Origin of the sequence: Olivibacter sp. CPCC 100613 (assembly GCF_036959255.1) — a bacterium.
Lineage (GTDB): Bacteria > Bacteroidota > Bacteroidia > Sphingobacteriales > Sphingobacteriaceae > Olivibacter.
Genome location: NZ_JAWMTI010000010.1, coordinates 22,221 through 39,318, shown reverse-complemented (window position 1 = coordinate 39,318; position 17,098 = coordinate 22,221). Strand labels below are relative to the sequence as shown.

Sequence of the window (17,098 nt, the reverse complement as noted above, 5' to 3'; positions counted from 1 at the left end):
CTTGTGAAAAAAAGTGAATTTACGTAAGTTCGCAGCAGCGATAGACTTTATTACATATGAATTATTTCCTGGTTAAATCAGAACCCTTTAAATATAGCTGGCAACAATTTTTAAAAGATAAGCAAACCTTTTGGGATGGCGTCCGAAATTACCAAGCAAGAAATAATTTGAAAGCGATGAAAAAAGGTGATCTGGTATTATTTTATCATAGTAATGAAGGGAAAGAGGTCGTCGGAATTGCGAAAGTTGTGAAAGAAGCTTACCAAGATCCAACGACCAATGATGAGCGTTGGGTCGTAGTGGATTTAGCGCCTTTTGAAACATTAAAAAAACCGGTTACACTAGAAACCATAAAGGCAGATGATCAGTTGCAAGATGTTGCACTTGTTAAACAAGGACGACTATCTGTTATGCCATTAGCCCGCGAAGAGTTTGATCGCATTGTAGAATTGGGAAGCTAGTTTCGGAGAATACTAAGCACCTATTTGATTAAAAAAATTATATAATTCAGTAGCTTCTTCCGGTTTCATCTTCCCTGCAAGGATTAATCGTAATTGGCGGCGGCGCAAAGCACCCTCATATAATTCCTTTTCTTCTTCTGTCTCAGGTGTTAATTCGGGAACAGCGATGGTGCGCGAATTTTGGTCAATGGCTACGAAAGTATAAAATGCTTCGTTCGACTTAATTCTACTTCCTGACGGAATATTTTGAGCATATACCTGAAGACGTACTTCAACGGAAGTGTTAAATGCTCTTGTAACCTGCGCTTCTATGCTAATCACATCACCTAATTTAATGGGATGCCGAAATGAAACATTATCGACAGAAGCGGTTACCACAATCCGATTGCAATGCTTTTGAGCAGATATAGCTGCGGCTATATCCATCCAATGCAACAATCTTCCACCCATTAAATTATTAAGTGTATTGGTATCGTTGGGTAAAACCAATTCATTCATAATGGTGAATGATTCCTTAGCAAATTTCTTATTCATGTCGCAAAGATAGATAAACCTCACCAATTATTAATCCCGGATAGGTCCTTTACTTGAGGTGTTGACGGTACCAAATCCTATTAGTTCATCCCAGCGTGTCGCAGGTTTTCGATAGTAAACAAATATATCATAGGTATTACCTGTTTCGAAATGATGTCCGTCATACCTATTCAGTTGTTCTTTACCTGCAATCTTGCTTATATATGTGTAATGGTAAAGCCCCTGCTTAAGAAATAAGTTACCGATCCATTGCTTTTGTTCCGGATCATACTTCATTTCATTATCGGTATCCGTTTTAAAATTATTGAATAAACCGGCAATATAAACCTTTTCATTTGCAGCAGGTGGAGAGGAAGTATTTAAAGTAAATGATACGGCGGCATAGTCTCCCTCAATATCGCTGTTCTCAAAATCGCTATTACGCAAAAAGAACTTCCCATCTTCATCATAGGAGAAGCTATAAGATTCATCCGATAGATCGTGGTCAGGTATAACGTTCATCCGCCGAATACTATCTTTGCTACTTGCACTAATTTGCCCGGATAATAACCGAAAGCTTCTCAGATCTAAATTTCTAAACTCATTTCCTCCATCAAAATCCAAGGTTGCATTATTATTGTATACCAATTGATTTTCCTTCACAAACATAGGTTTGCTCAAAACCTCCTGTACGTCATCTCTACGATTTTGCTTTACAAGCACCCTGATATCCTGATAAGGATTATTAAGATGTATAGTACCAAGATTAACCTCGATATTCAATTTTTGATGTTCTTTTCTTTTTACAACATTAAATGACGGGAGTGTTTTAATACCTACCGTTACTTCCTGATTTAAAACATAAAAACGCCTAGTTACTATCAATCTTGATTTATCGGCATCTTCATATATCTTGAGCAGATAGTTACCGGGCAATTTCGGGACCATGCTACCTTCATTTGGAAATCGAAGTTCATAATGCGTATAAGTCTGAAGCGTATTCACCGAACTCTTAGAATCGTATAAACGGTCTTCGGTAAGACCATCAATATACTCAATCGTTGAAAGATTGCTACTTTGCCAATCCGAAGTGCAATGTTCTATTGTGTAATAATAGGTTCGATTATCTGCACGAAGATCGTCAAAAGAAAGAAAGAGTTGATCGCCGCTGCCTAATGTTATAAGCGGAAGCGATTGTTCTTCCTTTGCTTGATAAAATTGGACCGACTTGATAATCGGTAAATAATCTATGTTATCATATCGAAGTTGTTGTTCGGGAGAACGTTCCACCTGGATTCGCTTTTTCCCTTTTTTTTGCGCCATTGCTTGTAAATTCAACATAACAAGCACGGTTATTAAGCTAAAAAAAAATCTCATCAATTAATTGGTTATATAGAATATGAACAATACTTCTTTATAAGAATTTCTATACCTCCTTCGATTTTTATACCCCGTCCAATGTTAAAATCTCTTCTGCCAACGCCTCCCATTTTTGCTGAAATTCTGCCAACGCCAATCGCTTGCTATCATAGAGTAGATTGGTTTCTTTTAATTGCTGCTGATCATTATATAAAGCCGGATCGGCCAATTGATCTTCAATTACAGCAATATCCTTTTCCAAGTTTCCAACCTGCTCTTCTAAAGCAGCTAATTCTTTGTTCAACTTCTGTAATTGTTTGCTTTTATCAGGAGTTACTGGTTGAATAGGATTGCTTTTTTTATTTTCCTCTTTACTGGAAGTCGTCGCTACAGGTATTTTTTCCTTCACTACCGGTCTTTTCGCTTGCCATTCTTCATATTCCTTATAGGTTCCCGGGTACTCTTTAATTTCCTGGTTTTCAATGTACCAGATCTTATTGGCAACACTATCTAAAAAATAGCGGTCATGCGACACCGTAATTAACGTTCCTTCATATTGCTGAAGTGCTTGAATAAGGATGTTGACCGATTGAATGTCAAGGTGGTTGGTAGGTTCATCAAGAATCAGAAAATTAGCATCAGCAGTCAGCGCTTTTGCCAAAGCAACGCGCGATTTTTCACCCCCTGAAAGGACTTTTATCTTTTTAAAAGCATCATCTCCAGTAAATAGAAAACACCCTAAAATTGATCTTAACTCTGTTTCGGTGTGTTTAGGAGCAAAGGTCTGCAACTCTTGTAAAATCTCGTTTTCTAAATGGAGTGCTTCTAATTGATGTTGAGCAAAAAAAGTGGTTGTTACATTATGGCCCGTCTCACTCTTTCCTTGAAAATCTTTATCTGCATTGGCAATGATACGTAATAAGGTAGATTTACCCTTTCCATTGGCACCTATTAACGCAATTTTATCACCTTTCTCAATAACCGCATGCGTATCTTTCAAAATGGGTACTCCGGGATAAGCCTTCGTTACATGCTCCAGACGTACAACATGACGCCCTGATTGTTTGCTGAATTTAAAACTGAAGTTTACAGATGGGTTATCATCATCTACATCATCCACACGTTCCATCCGTTCGAGTGCTTTTATACGGGATTGAGCCATTTTTGCTTTACTCGCCTTAGCCCGAAAACGCTCAATCAATCGCTCCTCCTGCTTAATCTTAGCTTGTTGGTTCTTAAATTGTCCGGCTTGGATCTCGTTACGCATGGCTTTTTCTTCCAAATAGAAGCTATAGTTTCCTGCATATAAAGTAAGCTTTCCTTTTCTAGATTCTACGGTCTTATTAATGACACGATCCAAAAAATAGCGATCGTGCGAAACAATAACAATGGCCCCTTCAAATGCTTGCAAATAAGCTTCTAACCACTTAATAGAAGGTAAATCTAAGTGGTTAGTAGGTTCATCCAGCAACAAAATATCGGGTGCTTGAAGTAAGATACGGGCCAACATGACACGCATTCGCCACCCCCCTGAAAATTCAGAAAGCTTTCTATTCTGCTGTTCATCATCGAATCCCAAACCCGCTAAAATTTCATGCGCACGGTATTCAATATTATAACCATCCAAGGCTTCGAATTCCATTTGCTTATCGCTAAGTTTGTTAATCAAATCCTCACTATAGTCCGTCTCCATTTTCTTAAGCAAGGTTTCTATCTCTACATGCAGTTGATTCTGCCTTTCAAATGCCTCCATGGCTACATGTAAGATACTTTTTTCGGATTCGTAGGATAATAAATCCTGATTAAGATAACCAATCTTCAAATCCTTTGCCATCGATATGGTTCCCGACGTTGGCGTATATTCACCCACTATGATTCGTAGCAGTGTCGTTTTACCTGTTCCATTGGCGCCTATTAGGCCCACTTTATCACCTGGCTTGATGTGCCAATTTGCATCGTCATACAATGCTCTGGCCCCTATTTCAAAAGTTAAATTATTAATTGCGATCATAGCGGGTGCAAAAGTACGATTTTTTTACGTTGCCTCAGTCAGCCAATTGTTTCATTGCCTATTTTTCATCATCTTTGCGCCATGTACAAGCTAGTTAAACCCTTATTTTTCTTAATGAACCCGGAGTCGGCTCATCATAATGTGACGGGAGGTCTAAAAGCAGCCAACAAAATCTGGGGAGGGAGCCGTCTAATCAGAGCGGCTTTTAATTACCAAGATCCGCGTTTACAAAGAACAGTTTTCGGTTTAACATTTAAAAATCCGGTAGGCCTGGCTGCAGGCTTCGATAAAAATGCAGAATATGTTGATGAACTAGTTGATTTAGGATTTGGATTTATCGAGATTGGTACGGTTACTCCCAAGCCACAACCCGGAAATGACAAACCTCGAATGTTTCGTTTAACAGCCGATGAAGCGTTGATTAATCGCATGGGTTTTAACAACCAGGGAGTGGATGTAGCCGCTACAAGGCTAAAATTTTTAAAGAAGAGAGAACAAGTAATCATAGGTGGAAACATTGGAAAAAATAAATTAACACCTAATGAGGACGCTGTGAATGATTATATTATATGTTTTGATGCACTTTTTGATGTCGTGGATTACTTTGTCGTCAATGTCAGCTCACCTAATACACCCGGATTAAGGGATCTACAGGAAAAAGGACCCTTAATGCATATTTTAAATAGCCTGCAGCAGCGTAATTTAAAAAATGGCCTATCTCGTCCAATCTTATTGAAAATAGCACCTGACCTAACAAATAGTCAATTAGATGATATTATCGAAATTGTCACCGATACAGGTATCGCTGGTGTTATTGCTACGAATACAACGATTGGAAGAGACCATCTTCGCTCACCAAATGCGTTGACGAAGGAAGTAGGAGGATTGAGTGGAAAACCGCTCACAGCACGTTCGACGGAAGTGATACGATATCTTTCCGAAAGATCAAATAAGGCATTTCCTATCATCGGCGTTGGCGGCATTCACAGCGAATCGGACGCCTTGGAAAAACTGGCAGCAGGTGCTTCCTTGATACAATTATATACTGGTTTCATTTATGAAGGTCCAGGTTTAATAAAACGTATCTGTAAAAAGTTGAGTAGTCAAAAGGGGGATAGTTAAGTAGTGGAAGCGAAACCACTAGACAACTTAACAACTCAACTTTTCTCCAAAAATTTAATATTTCTAGTTAAGCCTGAAAATTTTGCGCGCTTAACAGCCGATTTCTTAAAAACTCGCTGAAAAGTTTCTTCCGTAATTTCTTCCCAATCCTGTTTTGTCATTTCCAATAATTCGGGATGGGGTTTAAAAGCGTCCTCTTCGTGCGGTTCAGCAAAACGATTCCAAGGACAAACATCTTGACATATATCGCATCCAAACATCCAGTTATCCATTTTACCTACAAACTGATCAGGAATCTCATTTTTGAGCTCAATGGTAAGATAAGAGATACATTTGCTTCCATCTACAATCTGGGGGGCAACAATAGCCTGCGTGGGGCACGCATCGATGCACCGCGTACAAGTTCCACAATAATCCTTTGTAGCCGGTATATCATAGGCCAGTTCAACATCAATTATTAGTTCACATAAAAAGAAGAAAGATCCTTGTTTTCTATTAATTAAGTTACTGTTCTTTCCAATCCATCCCAATCCTGAACGTTTGGCCCAAGCGCGATCCAGCACTGGAGCCGAATCCACAAATGCCCGTCCGCCTACTTCCCCAATCTCGTCCTGCATAAAGTGTAAGAACGACTTAAGTTTATCTTTAATTACCGTATGATAATCGACACCATAAGCATATCTGGATATTTTTGGAGAATCTTTATCTAGCTGTATATCAGAAGTAAAATAATTAAAACCTAACGATATAATTGACTTAGCTCCCTCTACCAAAAGACGAGGATCCAAACGCTTATCAAAATGGTTCTCCATATAATACATTTCACCATGCATTTGTGCTTTTAGCCACTTTTCCAAACGCGGTGCTTCTTCTTCTAAAAAATCTGCTTTCGCGATGCCACAGAAAACAAAACCCAAACGTTTCGCTTCTTCTTTAATTAATTTTGAGTATTTCTCTGCGACATGTAACATGCTGCAAACTTAGTCAAACCAGCTCGTATATACAAAATATTAGCCACCAGCCTGTTATTCCTTTTTATTAACCTGAATTAGGGTTATTAAGTTCTCTATTATATTTTAACGCAAGGGAAATCCAATGATCAAAAGAAGCCGGGTTTGAAAAAGCTTCTTCGTAAACAAAAACATAACCTTTTACGAAACGCTTTCCATGTCTCATTGGTTCACACCCGGGTATTTCCAGGCATTGATCATAGACGGCGGGGCCCACTCGGCACATCAAACGGTCGTCCCTGACACATATGCACATTTTATCCGCTACCAAAAAACAAATACCACCAAACATCGTCTTTTCCTTAATTGTTGGGATATCCATTAAGGCTTCTCTTAGTCTGTTTAATATTTTTTCATTAACTTTCATTGAAATATTACTTTTGATGACAACAAAACTGATTTTTATCCGACAATACTGAAAATGGACAAGAGATAATATGGATTCGTACTTCTAATGTAAAAAATTAAACACAAAATCTAATAACGAATAACTAATAACCAACAACGAATAATCCATGCTTTATTGGCACAAGATAGATCCGGATTTGCTTCCTGCCGTAAATGCAATTAAAAAGATTCGGATTGGCGGAAAGACACTCTGCTTAATCAACTACGAGCAGGAACTTTTTGCTACAAGCTACAAATGCCCACATGCCGGTGCAGATCTAAGCGCGGGGTGGTGCGAAAATAAACAGATCATCTGTCCGTATCACCGACATGCTTTTGATCTATCTAATGGGCATGGAGCAGCCGGGCAAGGTAATTATATTAACGTATATGCCTTGGAAAAACGAGGAGAAGACTGGTATGTAGGTATTAAACGGAATTTTTTTCAACGTATATTTCGCGGGTAATTTAATGGCACAGCATTGTTCCGGACTTTGGATAGAGTAGTGGGCTCAAGTAGGCTATATCTAAGTTTGCCCCCCTAAGAATAAACCAGACACCCATTATAAGAAACAAGAATGGAATCCATCCGATAAAATTCAAACGAATTCGTTTTCGAAAATAATGACCAAAAACAAGGGCAAGGAGTAGGATTGGAACCGTTCCTAAACCAAAGAATGCCATAAAAATAAACCCATTAACAGGAGACCCCGTGTTCAAAGCTGCTGCCAATGCAAGATAAACCATTCCACAAGGAAGCAAGCCATTTAGCAGACCTACAACAAAATGCCCTCCGGGACGTTGGATCCAATAACCCATTTTATTGAACAACGGTTGCCAAAAAGTACCTCCATATGAAAATGAGCCTCCTCCATACCGCTGTAAAAAATAATAAAGGGCAAATAAGAGCAAGATAATGCCGGTAACAAGACTCATATATTGTTGCCAGCCCCGTATTAAAGTGCCTGCCCCAAGTAATCCCAATACAAAGCCCAAAAGGCCATAAGTGAGAATCCTTCCTAACTGATATAAAAGATGTGTACCCACTTGCTTTGCCCACGATACGTTCATTGCCGGTAAAGCGAACATAAGAGGTCCGCACATACCTACACAATGAACACTAGAAATTACTCCAATAAAGAAAGCAAGAATCATATTTTAATAATCAAAGTTCAGTTCAAATATAATTGCTCTTCCTGGAGGTAAGACCGTTGCTGGCTCTCCCAGTCGAGCTTAATATGCCATACTCCTTTTTTCAGGTCTTTAATTGGGAGACGGTAGACCGACTTTGATGTAATAAAATGAACACGTCGGTCTAAAGATCTGTTGGATGACCTTATAAAGTCGACCACTCCCTTATTATTTTCTTCTGCAAAAGAAAGCACCAGACTATCTCTCACGACATTCAAGGTAACTTTTCGTTGATACCGAACAAGATTTTCCTTCTTTTCATATACACGTTCATAGTCTAATCCCTTCTCATAATAGTCTGTCTCTTCAAGCGTGTCTGTGTCTTGGTTGACCATATAGATTCCAACAGCAACGATGGATGACATGGCGATGGCCATTCCTATAACGATTCTCATTCCCCAATTCATATCCTAATTATTAATAACAATCCTTATTTACTTGAGGCTACGGGCGGTGCAACAAAATTGGTCCTCATTTTTTTCAGGATTTTCCCTTCAGAACTAATCCTTACTACGACATCGGTTTTATATATGTTGATAGATTTTTTAGGTCTTATCAGGAATAGGGAGAACCGCACCGTTTCACCTGGTGCCAATACCTTTTTAGTTTGAAGCACTTGAACTGAAAAATGCTTATCAACACAGCTAAGATCAAAAGGGATATCCTTGGACGATTTATTTGTAAGCTCCATATTATACAGATTGGTAACAGTACCATCATCTCTGAAAATATAACTTGTACCGCTTGCCCGTAGCAAGGTTCCGTCTACTACATTTCTAGTAATCAGCAAGCTCGAGAATACGCCGATAAGTACAACCAGAACCGCGCTATAAGCAATCGCACGTTTATTTTTCTTTTGCGCGGATCCAAATTCAATCTCATTCTGTGAATAAAAACCGATTAGATTTTTTGGACGATGAATTTTTTCCATAACCCCATTGCACACATCAATGCATGCTGTGCAATTAACGCACTCCATCTGAATCCCGTTTCTGATGTCTATTCCGGTGGGACATACGTGCACACATAAGTGACAATCCACACAATCGCCAAGCAAGTCAGCTTCTTGCCCTTTTCGAATAGGCCCTCTTGGTTCCCCACGTTTATAGTTATAGGCAACGGAAATGCTCTGCTCATCCAAAAGCACCCCCTGCAATCGTCCATAAGGACAAATCGTTGTGCATACAATTTCGCGAACAAAGCTAAATACGGCGTAAAATACAAGCGTAAATAGCATAATGGAAATAAAGCCGACGAGATGATTTTGCAAGGGGTCGGTTATGATAGAAAAAAGCATATCTATACCGATAATGTAGCTCAAAAATAAATTAGCAATCACAAAGGAAATAAGAAAAAACAGCGTATGCTTACTTATTTTTTTTATCAATTTCTCTTTGGTCCAATCCCCTTCATTTAAGCGCCGTTGCTCATTGGCATCACCTTCTATCCAATATTCAACGCGCCTGAAAACCAATTCCATAAAAATAGTCTGTGGACAGGCCCAGCCACACCAAACCCTTCCATATACAACCGTAAAAAGCACAATACAGACCATGGCTATCAGCATGCCAAACACAAAAATGTGTAAATCCTGTGGATAAAACACCGCTCCGAGAACGCAAAATTTGCGCTCAACTATATTGAACATCAAAAAAGGTTCACCTCCAATTTTGAGAAAGGGAGCTAGTAACAACAGCGTTAACAGGAAATATCCGACATATTGTCGATAGCTGAAAAGTCTACCGGTAACCTTTTTTGCATAAATCCAGCGCCTCTTACTCTTTGGGGTATTGGTTGCTAAGGCCATTTCTTTCATCTGTTCTTTTGTTCATTAGCATATGTTCAATTTGGGCTTTGGTGCTGTTCATTAAGATCTCCCTGGGGAGCCTTTGCATTTGGCGGATTGGTACCCTGAAGTGATAAAATATAATTGGCTACTTGTGCTATTTTAGAAGGTGATAACTGCTGCTCCCAAGCAATCATACCTTTATCGGGCACGCCGCGCTTTATGGTTTTAAATACGTCTTTTATACTGGCCCCATGAAGCCAATAATTGTCCGTGAGATTCGGACCGATTCCCCCTTCTCCAACGGCACCGTGACAGGCAATACAGTTTTGATCGAAGATTGCTTTTCCTTCGGCAAGGACCTCCGGACTTTTGTCTACTTCAACTGAATTTTCATCCACATTGTCTACTTGACTCGCTAAATAGGCTTTACGCTCTTGCTCGGCCACGCGCATTTCCTTCTTATATTCATCGTCTTGATTCATCCCCCAACCAAAAACATGGTAAACGGATAAATAAACGACACCAAATACCATGGTTGCGTAAAAAAGCCCCATAAACCAGGCGGGTGTTGGATTATCCAATTCTCTGATATCATCATAAGCATGGTCAATTACTAAGTCTTCTTCCTCCGAAAGCGGACGTAATCCCATTACATTATTCCACCATTGTTTTAAGTGCGCACGCTTTTCCTTTTGTTTAGCTTTGGTAGCCGCTTTCGCAGCAGCCTCAATTTCGGGCATCATCACATGAACAATCGTTTTAAACGCCTTATTTAGTACGATCGCCGCAATTAGCACCGTCAACACCACGATTATTAGGCTTATCAGTAAAACATCCTGATGGATATTTCCGCTTCCCCAGCCCCTTTCGGACGTCGCATTATTTATCTGTAATAATAAGTTATTCATACCTGATCGTTAATCTAAAAACTGTTCTTTTTCCATTTTTTTATTTTCCAGTGGAAGTTGGCTCATGTAATCGCTGTATGGCTTTCTCATACGAAGCAGCCATATGGCCACAAAAACAAAAAACACAAAGAAGATCCATAACGAGAGAATAAGATACCACTCATTTCCTCCTAAATCTATTATTTGCTTAAACATATTTAAATATTTATTTTTCAGTTACTTTTATATCCGTACCTAAACGCTGTAGGTAAGCTACTATAGCAATAATTTCTCGGTCACTTAGCACGTCTACCTCACTTTGTTTCAAATCGTCTACAATAGATTTCGCTTGCTGTAGCAGGTCTTTATTTGCGTAATTTTCATATTCCTTCGGGTAGGGAACGCCCAATTTACGCATGGCTGTAATTTTTGCAGCGGTACTCGCTGTATCTATTTTTTGATTAATCAACCAGGGATAAGGAGGCATAATACTCCCCGGCGAGGTGAGGGTAGGATCTAGCAAATGATCATAGTGCCATTTATTTGGATATTTTTTACCGACACGATGCAAATCGGGCCCTGTGCGTTTTGATCCCCAAAGAAAAGGGTGGTCATAGACAAATTCGCCAGCCTTACTGTACTCTCCGTATCGAACGGTTTCTGAGCGAAAGGGACGAACGGTCTGTGAGTGACAATTAACGCAACCCTCTCGGATATAAATATCCCGACCTTGAAGTTCTAAAGGCGTGTAGGGCTTCACGCTACTGATGGTAGGAACATTTGATGAAATCATGAAGGTTGGCATCATTTCAACCATACCACCGATCAATATAACAATAAGGGCAATGACCATAAAAAGTGCCGGTTTACGTTCCAGTCTTCTATGAATTGATTTCTCATTCGTATGGATGGGAGGAAGCGCCATCGCTTCTGCCGGTTCATTGGCGATTAGTTTTCCTTTCTGCATGGTACGAATAAGGTTATAGGTCATTAGTAAAGCACCGCTAAGGTATAAAGCACCACCTATTGCCCGCAACATATGCATTGGAAGGATCTGTAGAGTCGTCGACAGAAAAGTGGGATATTTCAACACACCTTCTGGCGTAAATTCCTTCCACATAAGCCCTTGAACTACCGCGGCCCAATACATTGGTATGGCGTAAAAGAGAATGCCAAGGGTACCAACCCAAAAATGCACACTAGCCATTTTTTTAGAGTGTAAAGCCGTACCATAGATCTTCGGAATAGCCCAATATAAAATGGCAAAAGTCATGAAACCATTCCAACCCAATGCCCCTACGTGCACATGTGCTACAATCCAATCGGTAAAGTGCGCAATTGCATTTACCTGTTTTAAAGAGAGCATCGGTCCTTCAAAAGTTGCCATACCATAAGCAGTTAGTGCAACCACCATAAATTTTAAAGTAGGTTCCGTACGTACCTTATCCCAAGCACCTCTCAAGGTCAATAAACCATTAATCATACCGCCCCAACTTGGAGCGATCAGCATGATTGAAAACACAACACCTAACGATTGCGCCCAACTTGGCAAAGAAGTATACAGCAAATGGTGTGGCCCGGCCCATATATAGATGAATATGAGCGACCAAAAGTGGAGTATGCTTAGTTTATAAGAGTAAACCGGTCTGTTCGCCATTTTTGGAAGAAAATAGTACATCATACCTAAATAGGGCGTTGTCAGAAAAAAAGCCACGGCGTTATGACCATACCACCATTGTACCAGTGCATCTTGTACTCCCGCATATAAATAATAACTTTTCCAAGCAGCAATCGGTAATTCAACTGAGTTTACGATATGAAGCACTGCAATGGTTACGAAGGTTGCTATATAAAACCAGATGGCAACATACATATGACGCTCCCGTCTTTTGATAATCGTTCCGAACATATTGATACCAAATACGACCCAGATAATCGTTATCGCAATGTCAATTGGCCATTCAAGCTCAGCATATTCATGTGAGGTGGTAAAACCAAGCGGTAAAGTGATCGCGGCTGCGAGAATAATCAATTGCCAGCCCCAAAAGTGAATACGGCTCAATAAATCGCTATACATACGGGCTTTGAGAAGGCGCTGTAGGGAGTAATAGACGCCCATGAAAATTCCGTTACCGACAAAGGCGAAAATAACGGCATTGGTATGTAGAGGTCGTATTCTTCCGAAGGTCGTAAAGGGGGTATTAAAATTCATGAAAGGCCAGACCAATTGTACCGCTACGAGAAGTCCGACAGACATCCCTACAATTCCCCAGAAAATAGTGGCTATACCAAAATTTCTTACAATTTTGTTATCGTAATTGAATGTTTCAAGCTGCATAGTTTAGTATTTTTACGGAGGTAAAAGTACGATGGCCCAAATAACAGACGAGTGATATTGATCGGACTAAAAGGTGATTGTTATCACTTATTTAATTCGCTCTCATCTACCCCTTTTTCGTTTTCTTGCCCATCGGAAATAACATCATCTTCGAAAAGAATACGTATGGCCGGTGTATAAGTATCATCGTGTTGTCCATTCTTATTCGCCCAAAAAAAGGCGCCTAAAAAGAATAACGCGATGAACACACTACAAGCTATCAAAAAGAATATTGCGCTCATTACAAAGTATATTTACGAGCATAAAGCCTGGTTGTCAAACTGGTGAAACTAATAATGGTGATGGTGCTTAAAGGCATTAAAATCGCAGCTAACAAGGGCGATAGATTGCCCTGTGTCGCGAAATACATGCCCACTATATTGTATAGAAGGGAAATAGCAAAACTACAGTAAATAATATGCATAGCTTTTTTTGAAAACCCGAGAAACCGACAGAACTTACTAAAAGAAGCCCCGCTCATAATGGCATCACAAGCAGGTGAAAAATTATTAACGTCATCACTCACCGCTAATCCTAAATCAGCACACTTGAGGGCCCCTGCATCATTTAAACCATCACCGATCATCGCAACTTTTTTCCCATTTTGCTGTAAGCTGCTTATATAATGCAACTTGTCGGCCGGTAGCTGATTAAAATTCAAATAATCTCGCTGAGGAAAAAGAGACGATAAGACGCTTGAATCTCGATCAACATCCCCTGATAACAAATGTAGTTCATACGAACTGCTGAGTGCTTTGATAAGCGATTCCAGTCCATCTCGCCATTTTTGCTCCATGGAGAAAACACCTCTTACATGTTCATCAATTCGTACATAGGTGCCTGGCCCCTTGTAGAACTGCACATCGGTACCAACAACAAAAGAATAACTTCCGATTAAAACTTCCTTATTTTTTATGATCGCTCGTATCCCCTTTCCCGGTATTTCAGCATAAGAGCTTATCGGTAAAATTTCGCAAGTATCCTGTAATGATTGTACTATTTTACGACTGAGCGGGTGGTTGGAATTTCGACATACGGAAAACACCATGGATGCTTCCATAGCTGGCAAACTACCTTTGAATGGGAGTTCCTTCTGATGAAGCGTACTGATGGTCCCTGTTTTGTCAAACACCAGCGTGTCGATCCCCGCCATTTTTTCAATAGCCAATGTATCCTTCATAAATAGACCATTTCGATCAAAAACGCTAAGTACCGCTGACAGCGTAAACGGAGAGCTTAAAGCCAGTGCACAGGGACAACCGATAATGAGAACGGCCGTAAAGGCCGACCATGCTCGCCCGGGTTCACCTATGTAAAACCAAAAGAATAAACTTATGAAAGCAATCAATAAGAGAATGGGTGTAAAATAACGACTGATTTTATTGCTGAACGATTGAAAGAAAACTTGCTCTTTCTTATTTTTCTGATCATTCCAAAGGCTTGTTAAATAACTTTGTGACACGGGTTTCACCACCTCTAATTCAATTACTTGTTCGGTTTGTTTGCCACCTGCATAAATAATTTCGCCAAGTATTTTATCAACAGGGCTTGATTCACCGGTTACAAAACTGAAATCAATACGCGCAGCTCCTTTTAACAAAATCGCATCTGCCGGAATAATTTCATTGTTTCTGATCAAAATACGATCACCAACCTGTAAAGCGGACAATGCCACTGTTTTTTCTTCACCTGCATCAATTTTGGTAACCGCTACCGGAAAGTAAGATCGATAATCCCTTTCAAATGAAAGATGATGATACGTCTTTTGTTGTACCCATCGCCCAATCAGTAAAAAGAATAGTAAACCACAAAGTGTATCGGAAAACCCGGCTCCCGAGCCACTTAAAATCTCCCACACAGAGCGAAGAAAAAGAACAATTATACCTAAAGTGAGCGGAATATCTAAGTTTAGATGCCCTTGCCGGATACTTTTAATACTAGAAACGAAATAATCTTGCCCGCTATAGAGCATAATGGGCAAGGTAAAAAGCAAATTGACAACACCAAATAGCTGGGCATAGTTTCTCTCAAAAGTCCCCAGTCCAAAATACTCCGGAAAACTGATCATCATTGAATTGCCAAAACAAAAACCCGCAACAGCTATTTTTCTCACCAGTCTATTGCTGTCTTTTTTCTCGCTCTTCGACAATGTGTCTTTCAGGGTAATGATCGGTGCATAACCGATTTCTGTGAGTAGTTCAACTAATTGCTTTAGCTTTATGATGTCGTGACAAAATGTAATACGTACCTCTTTCCGCAGAAAATCGGCTCGTGTATTGGTTACACCTTGTTGAAGTTTATGAAGATTCTCTAATAACCATATGCAAGAACTACAATGTATAGTGGGGACATAAAGGGTAACGGCGGCTATATGATCATCTTTATAATCCAGCAAGCTATTTGCGATGCCTTCATCTTCTAAATAAAAGTATTGACTCTTATCTTTACGGATGGAGATGCCGGGATGTGTGTTGTACTTGTAATAGTGTGTAAGTTTGTGCTGGTTTAATACCTGATAAACGCTTTTGCAACCTAAGCAACAGAAATCATGGCCGTCAACCTCATAATTCGCTTTTACAACTACGTCACCACAATGGAAACAACGCTGCTCCTTTTGCACATCCTTAAGCGGAGTCATATCTTATACAGCTTTACTAAATAATGGTTCATTGGTCGTTTGAGCATGATGATATTCGTCAAAAGCCATACAAATAACGCGTAGGAATGACTTACCAAGATCGGTTACAATCAGTTCTTTTGCTCCAAGTAAAACTAAACCGTCTACGATAAGTGGGTTTAGTCTTTTTAGAACTCCCGGTGAACCTTGTACTTCAGACAAAGGAAGTCTACCTTCACACATTAAGCGAAGTATCTGGTTTTTTACGGAAAGATCGTGCTCCGTTTGTAAATGGCCTTTTTGAAGCGGGAACTGTCCTTTTTCGATCATGCTCCGGTATTCTTCTACTGTTTTTACATTTTGGGCGTAGGCTGTTCCTACATCACTGATCGCCGAAACACCCAGTCCCAATAGGAGGGAAGACCTGATATCGGTATACCCCATAAAATTGCGGTGAAGCTTACCTACTTTAGCGGCAAGTGCTAAACTATCGGTCGGAAAAGCAAAGTGGTCCATGCCAATATCCATGTAGCCCGCATTTACAATCATCTCCTTTCCAACATGATAGAATTCCAATTTTGCTTCATCCGATGGCAGATCATCTTCCGTATATAGACGCTGCCCGGGCTTCATCCATGGAACATGCGCATAACTATAAAAAGCGATTCGATCCGGATGCATAGCGATAGTCATTTGAATGGTGTCTTTGATACGCATTAGAGATTGCTTTGGCAAACCATAAATAAGGTCAAAATTGATCGATGTATAGCCGATCCGTCTTGCTTCTTGCGTAACACGAATAACGTCCGCAGGGCTTTGTTTTCTATTGATTATACGTTGCACTTCGGTGTCAAAATCCTGAATTCCTAAACTTAAGCGTCGAAATCCCAGCGCAAACAATGCCTGCAGGTGTTCACGTGTTGTATTTGCAGGATGGGCTTCAAAAGAAAAAGCTGCATGTTCATCAACATGCGCATACTGCACAATTTCTTTGACGAGATAGCTTAAGTTCTCCGAACTAAAAAAAGTCGGGGTTCCACCTCCTAAATGAAGGTCTACAATTTTTGGTTTTACGCTCAATTGTGCCAAATACAGTTGCCATTCTTGAAGTACTGAATCGATATAAGGTCTTTCTACGCTATGATTTTTTGTAATCCGTGTATTACAACCACAATAGGTACATAAGCGCTCACAGTAGGGCAGATGTATATACAAACTGATTTCGCCAGTCACATGGGAGGCAGCCTGCACAGCCGATAACCACTGGTCAGTCGTCCAATCAGTGGTTACCCAATAGGGGACGGTCGGATAACTTGTATAACGCGGTGCAGCTATATTATATTTTTTCGCGAAATTGATCAATTGCTTTTCCAT

Annotated in this window: 17 protein-coding genes; 3 read left to right on the top strand and 14 right to left on the bottom strand. The window is 39.9% G+C overall.

Annotation, left to right across the window (positions count from 1 at the left end; all coding sequences use genetic code 11):
* Positions 1 to 56: 56 nt before the first annotated feature.
* Complete coding sequence (locus RYH73_RS22910) at positions 57 to 461, top strand: EVE domain-containing protein (protein WP_335315824.1); 405 nt, start codon at positions 57 to 59, stop codon at positions 459 to 461.
* Between the two features lie 12 nt (positions 462 to 473).
* On the opposite strand, the gene RYH73_RS22905 is transcribed toward RYH73_RS22910, so the two are convergent.
* From RYH73_RS22905 to RYH73_RS22895, 3 genes are all read right to left on the bottom strand, one after another.
* On the bottom strand, positions 474 to 995 hold the full coding sequence (locus RYH73_RS22905; protein ID WP_335315823.1) for an acyl-CoA thioesterase: 522 nt from the start codon (positions 993 to 995) through the stop codon (positions 474 to 476).
* Positions 996 to 1,025: 30 nt separating this feature from the next.
* Positions 1,026 to 2,315, bottom strand: a complete 1,290-nt coding sequence (locus RYH73_RS22900; RefSeq protein WP_335315822.1) for a type IX secretion system plug protein — start codon at positions 2,313 to 2,315, stop codon at positions 1,026 to 1,028.
* Positions 2,316 to 2,418: 103 nt separating this feature from the next.
* Positions 2,419 to 4,344: an ABC-F family ATP-binding cassette domain-containing protein gene (locus RYH73_RS22895; RefSeq protein WP_335315821.1), complete on the bottom strand. Its 1,926-nt coding sequence runs from the start codon at positions 4,342 to 4,344 to the stop codon at positions 2,419 to 2,421.
* Between the two features lie 81 nt (positions 4,345 to 4,425).
* Here RYH73_RS22895 and RYH73_RS22890 point away from each other — a divergent pair, with 81 nt between their 5' ends.
* Positions 4,426 to 5,466 (top strand): quinone-dependent dihydroorotate dehydrogenase, encoded by a 1,041-nt coding sequence (locus RYH73_RS22890; RefSeq protein ID WP_335315820.1) that lies wholly within the window; start codon positions 4,426 to 4,428, stop codon positions 5,464 to 5,466.
* A 35-nt stretch (positions 5,467 to 5,501) separates the two neighbouring features.
* Here RYH73_RS22890 and queG read toward each other — a convergent pair whose 3' ends face one another.
* Together queG and RYH73_RS22880 are read right to left on the bottom strand one after the other, a co-directional pair.
* The gene (gene queG / locus RYH73_RS22885; protein ID WP_335315819.1) at positions 5,502 to 6,437 is read right to left on the bottom strand and encodes a tRNA epoxyqueuosine(34) reductase QueG; all 936 of its coding nucleotides are present in this window, start codon (positions 6,435 to 6,437) and stop codon (positions 5,502 to 5,504) included.
* 67 nt (positions 6,438 to 6,504) lie between these two features.
* A complete protein-coding gene (locus RYH73_RS22880; protein WP_335315818.1) occupies positions 6,505 to 6,843 on the bottom strand; it encodes a TfoX/Sxy family protein in 339 nt (112 codons plus the stop codon).
* A 148-nt stretch (positions 6,844 to 6,991) separates the two neighbouring features.
* Between RYH73_RS22880 and RYH73_RS22875 the strand changes: the two genes are divergently transcribed.
* Entirely contained in the window at positions 6,992 to 7,330 is a 339-nt protein-coding gene (locus RYH73_RS22875; RefSeq protein WP_335315817.1) for a Rieske (2Fe-2S) protein, read from the top strand.
* Position 7,331: 1 nt separating this feature from the next.
* Here RYH73_RS22875 and RYH73_RS22870 read toward each other — a convergent pair whose 3' ends face one another.
* From RYH73_RS22870 to hemN, 9 genes are all read right to left on the bottom strand, one after another.
* On the bottom strand, positions 7,332 to 8,018 hold the full coding sequence (locus RYH73_RS22870) for a sulfite exporter TauE/SafE family protein (protein ID WP_335315816.1): 687 nt from the start codon (positions 8,016 to 8,018) through the stop codon (positions 7,332 to 7,334).
* Between the two features lie 17 nt (positions 8,019 to 8,035).
* Positions 8,036 to 8,461, bottom strand: a complete 426-nt coding sequence (locus RYH73_RS22865; RefSeq protein ID WP_335315815.1) for a FixH family protein — start codon at positions 8,459 to 8,461, stop codon at positions 8,036 to 8,038.
* A 23-nt stretch (positions 8,462 to 8,484) separates the two neighbouring features.
* Positions 8,485 to 9,870: a cytochrome c oxidase accessory protein CcoG gene (gene ccoG / locus RYH73_RS22860; protein ID WP_335315814.1), complete on the bottom strand. Its 1,386-nt coding sequence runs from the start codon at positions 9,868 to 9,870 to the stop codon at positions 8,485 to 8,487.
* A gap of 26 nt (positions 9,871 to 9,896) precedes the next feature.
* Complete coding sequence (locus RYH73_RS22855; protein WP_335315813.1) at positions 9,897 to 10,751, bottom strand: cbb3-type cytochrome c oxidase N-terminal domain-containing protein; 855 nt, start codon at positions 10,749 to 10,751, stop codon at positions 9,897 to 9,899.
* A gap of 9 nt (positions 10,752 to 10,760) precedes the next feature.
* Complete coding sequence (locus tag RYH73_RS22850; protein ID WP_335315812.1) at positions 10,761 to 10,946, bottom strand: hypothetical protein; 186 nt, start codon at positions 10,944 to 10,946, stop codon at positions 10,761 to 10,763.
* A gap of 10 nt (positions 10,947 to 10,956) precedes the next feature.
* Complete coding sequence (gene ccoN, locus RYH73_RS22845; protein ID WP_335315811.1) at positions 10,957 to 13,068, bottom strand: cytochrome-c oxidase, cbb3-type subunit I; 2,112 nt, start codon at positions 13,066 to 13,068, stop codon at positions 10,957 to 10,959.
* A gap of 83 nt (positions 13,069 to 13,151) precedes the next feature.
* Positions 13,152 to 13,349, bottom strand: a complete 198-nt coding sequence (ccoS, locus tag RYH73_RS22840) for a cbb3-type cytochrome oxidase assembly protein CcoS (RefSeq protein WP_335315810.1) — start codon at positions 13,347 to 13,349, stop codon at positions 13,152 to 13,154.
* Positions 13,349 to 15,745, bottom strand: coding sequence for a heavy metal translocating P-type ATPase (locus RYH73_RS22835; protein WP_335315809.1), 2,397 nt, complete (start codon positions 15,743 to 15,745; stop codon positions 13,349 to 13,351). The genes ccoS and RYH73_RS22835 overlap by 1 nt, the downstream gene beginning before the upstream one ends.
* 3 nt (positions 15,746 to 15,748) lie before the next feature.
* Positions 15,749 to 17,098 (bottom strand): oxygen-independent coproporphyrinogen III oxidase, encoded by a 1,350-nt coding sequence (gene hemN / locus RYH73_RS22830; RefSeq protein ID WP_335315808.1) that lies wholly within the window; start codon positions 17,096 to 17,098, stop codon positions 15,749 to 15,751.

What these genes read in the sequence shown, in the direction of transcription:
- RYH73_RS22880 (WP_335315818.1), bottom strand. Translation starts at nt 6,843, where the DNA reads ATGAAAGTTAATGAAAAAATATTAAACAGACTAAGAGAAGCCTTAATG.
- RYH73_RS22835 (WP_335315809.1), bottom strand. Translation starts at nt 15,745, where the DNA reads ATGACTCCGCTTAAGGATGTGCAAAAGGAGCAGCGTTGTTTCCATTGT.
- RYH73_RS22855 (WP_335315813.1), bottom strand. Translation starts at nt 10,751, where the DNA reads ATGAATAACTTATTATTACAGATAAATAATGCGACGTCCGAAAGGGGC.
- RYH73_RS22850 (WP_335315812.1), bottom strand. Translation starts at nt 10,946, where the DNA reads ATGTTTAAGCAAATAATAGATTTAGGAGGAAATGAGTGGTATCTTATT.
- RYH73_RS22905 (WP_335315823.1), bottom strand. Translation starts at nt 995, where the DNA reads ATGAATAAGAAATTTGCTAAGGAATCATTCACCATTATGAATGAATTG.
- RYH73_RS22890 (WP_335315820.1), top strand. Translation starts at nt 4,426, where the DNA reads ATGTACAAGCTAGTTAAACCCTTATTTTTCTTAATGAACCCGGAGTCG.
- RYH73_RS22875 (WP_335315817.1), top strand. Translation starts at nt 6,992, where the DNA reads ATGCTTTATTGGCACAAGATAGATCCGGATTTGCTTCCTGCCGTAAAT.
- RYH73_RS22910 (WP_335315824.1), top strand. Translation starts at nt 57, where the DNA reads ATGAATTATTTCCTGGTTAAATCAGAACCCTTTAAATATAGCTGGCAA.
- ccoN (WP_335315811.1), bottom strand. Translation starts at nt 13,068, where the DNA reads ATGCAGCTTGAAACATTCAATTACGATAACAAAATTGTAAGAAATTTT.
- queG (WP_335315819.1), bottom strand. Translation starts at nt 6,437, where the DNA reads ATGTTACATGTCGCAGAGAAATACTCAAAATTAATTAAAGAAGAAGCG.
- hemN (WP_335315808.1), bottom strand. Translation starts at nt 17,098, where the DNA reads ATGGAAAAGCAATTGATCAATTTCGCGAAAAAATATAATATAGCTGCA.
- RYH73_RS22900 (WP_335315822.1), bottom strand. Translation starts at nt 2,315, where the DNA reads ATGTTGAATTTACAAGCAATGGCGCAAAAAAAAGGGAAAAAGCGAATC.
- RYH73_RS22895 (WP_335315821.1), bottom strand. Translation starts at nt 4,344, where the DNA reads ATGATCGCAATTAATAATTTAACTTTTGAAATAGGGGCCAGAGCATTG.
- RYH73_RS22870 (WP_335315816.1), bottom strand. Translation starts at nt 8,018, where the DNA reads ATGATTCTTGCTTTCTTTATTGGAGTAATTTCTAGTGTTCATTGTGTA.
- ccoG (WP_335315814.1), bottom strand. Translation starts at nt 9,870, where the DNA reads ATGAAAGAAATGGCCTTAGCAACCAATACCCCAAAGAGTAAGAGGCGC.
- RYH73_RS22865 (WP_335315815.1), bottom strand. Translation starts at nt 8,461, where the DNA reads ATGAATTGGGGAATGAGAATCGTTATAGGAATGGCCATCGCCATGTCA.
- ccoS (WP_335315810.1), bottom strand. Translation starts at nt 13,349, where the DNA reads ATGAGCGCAATATTCTTTTTGATAGCTTGTAGTGTGTTCATCGCGTTA.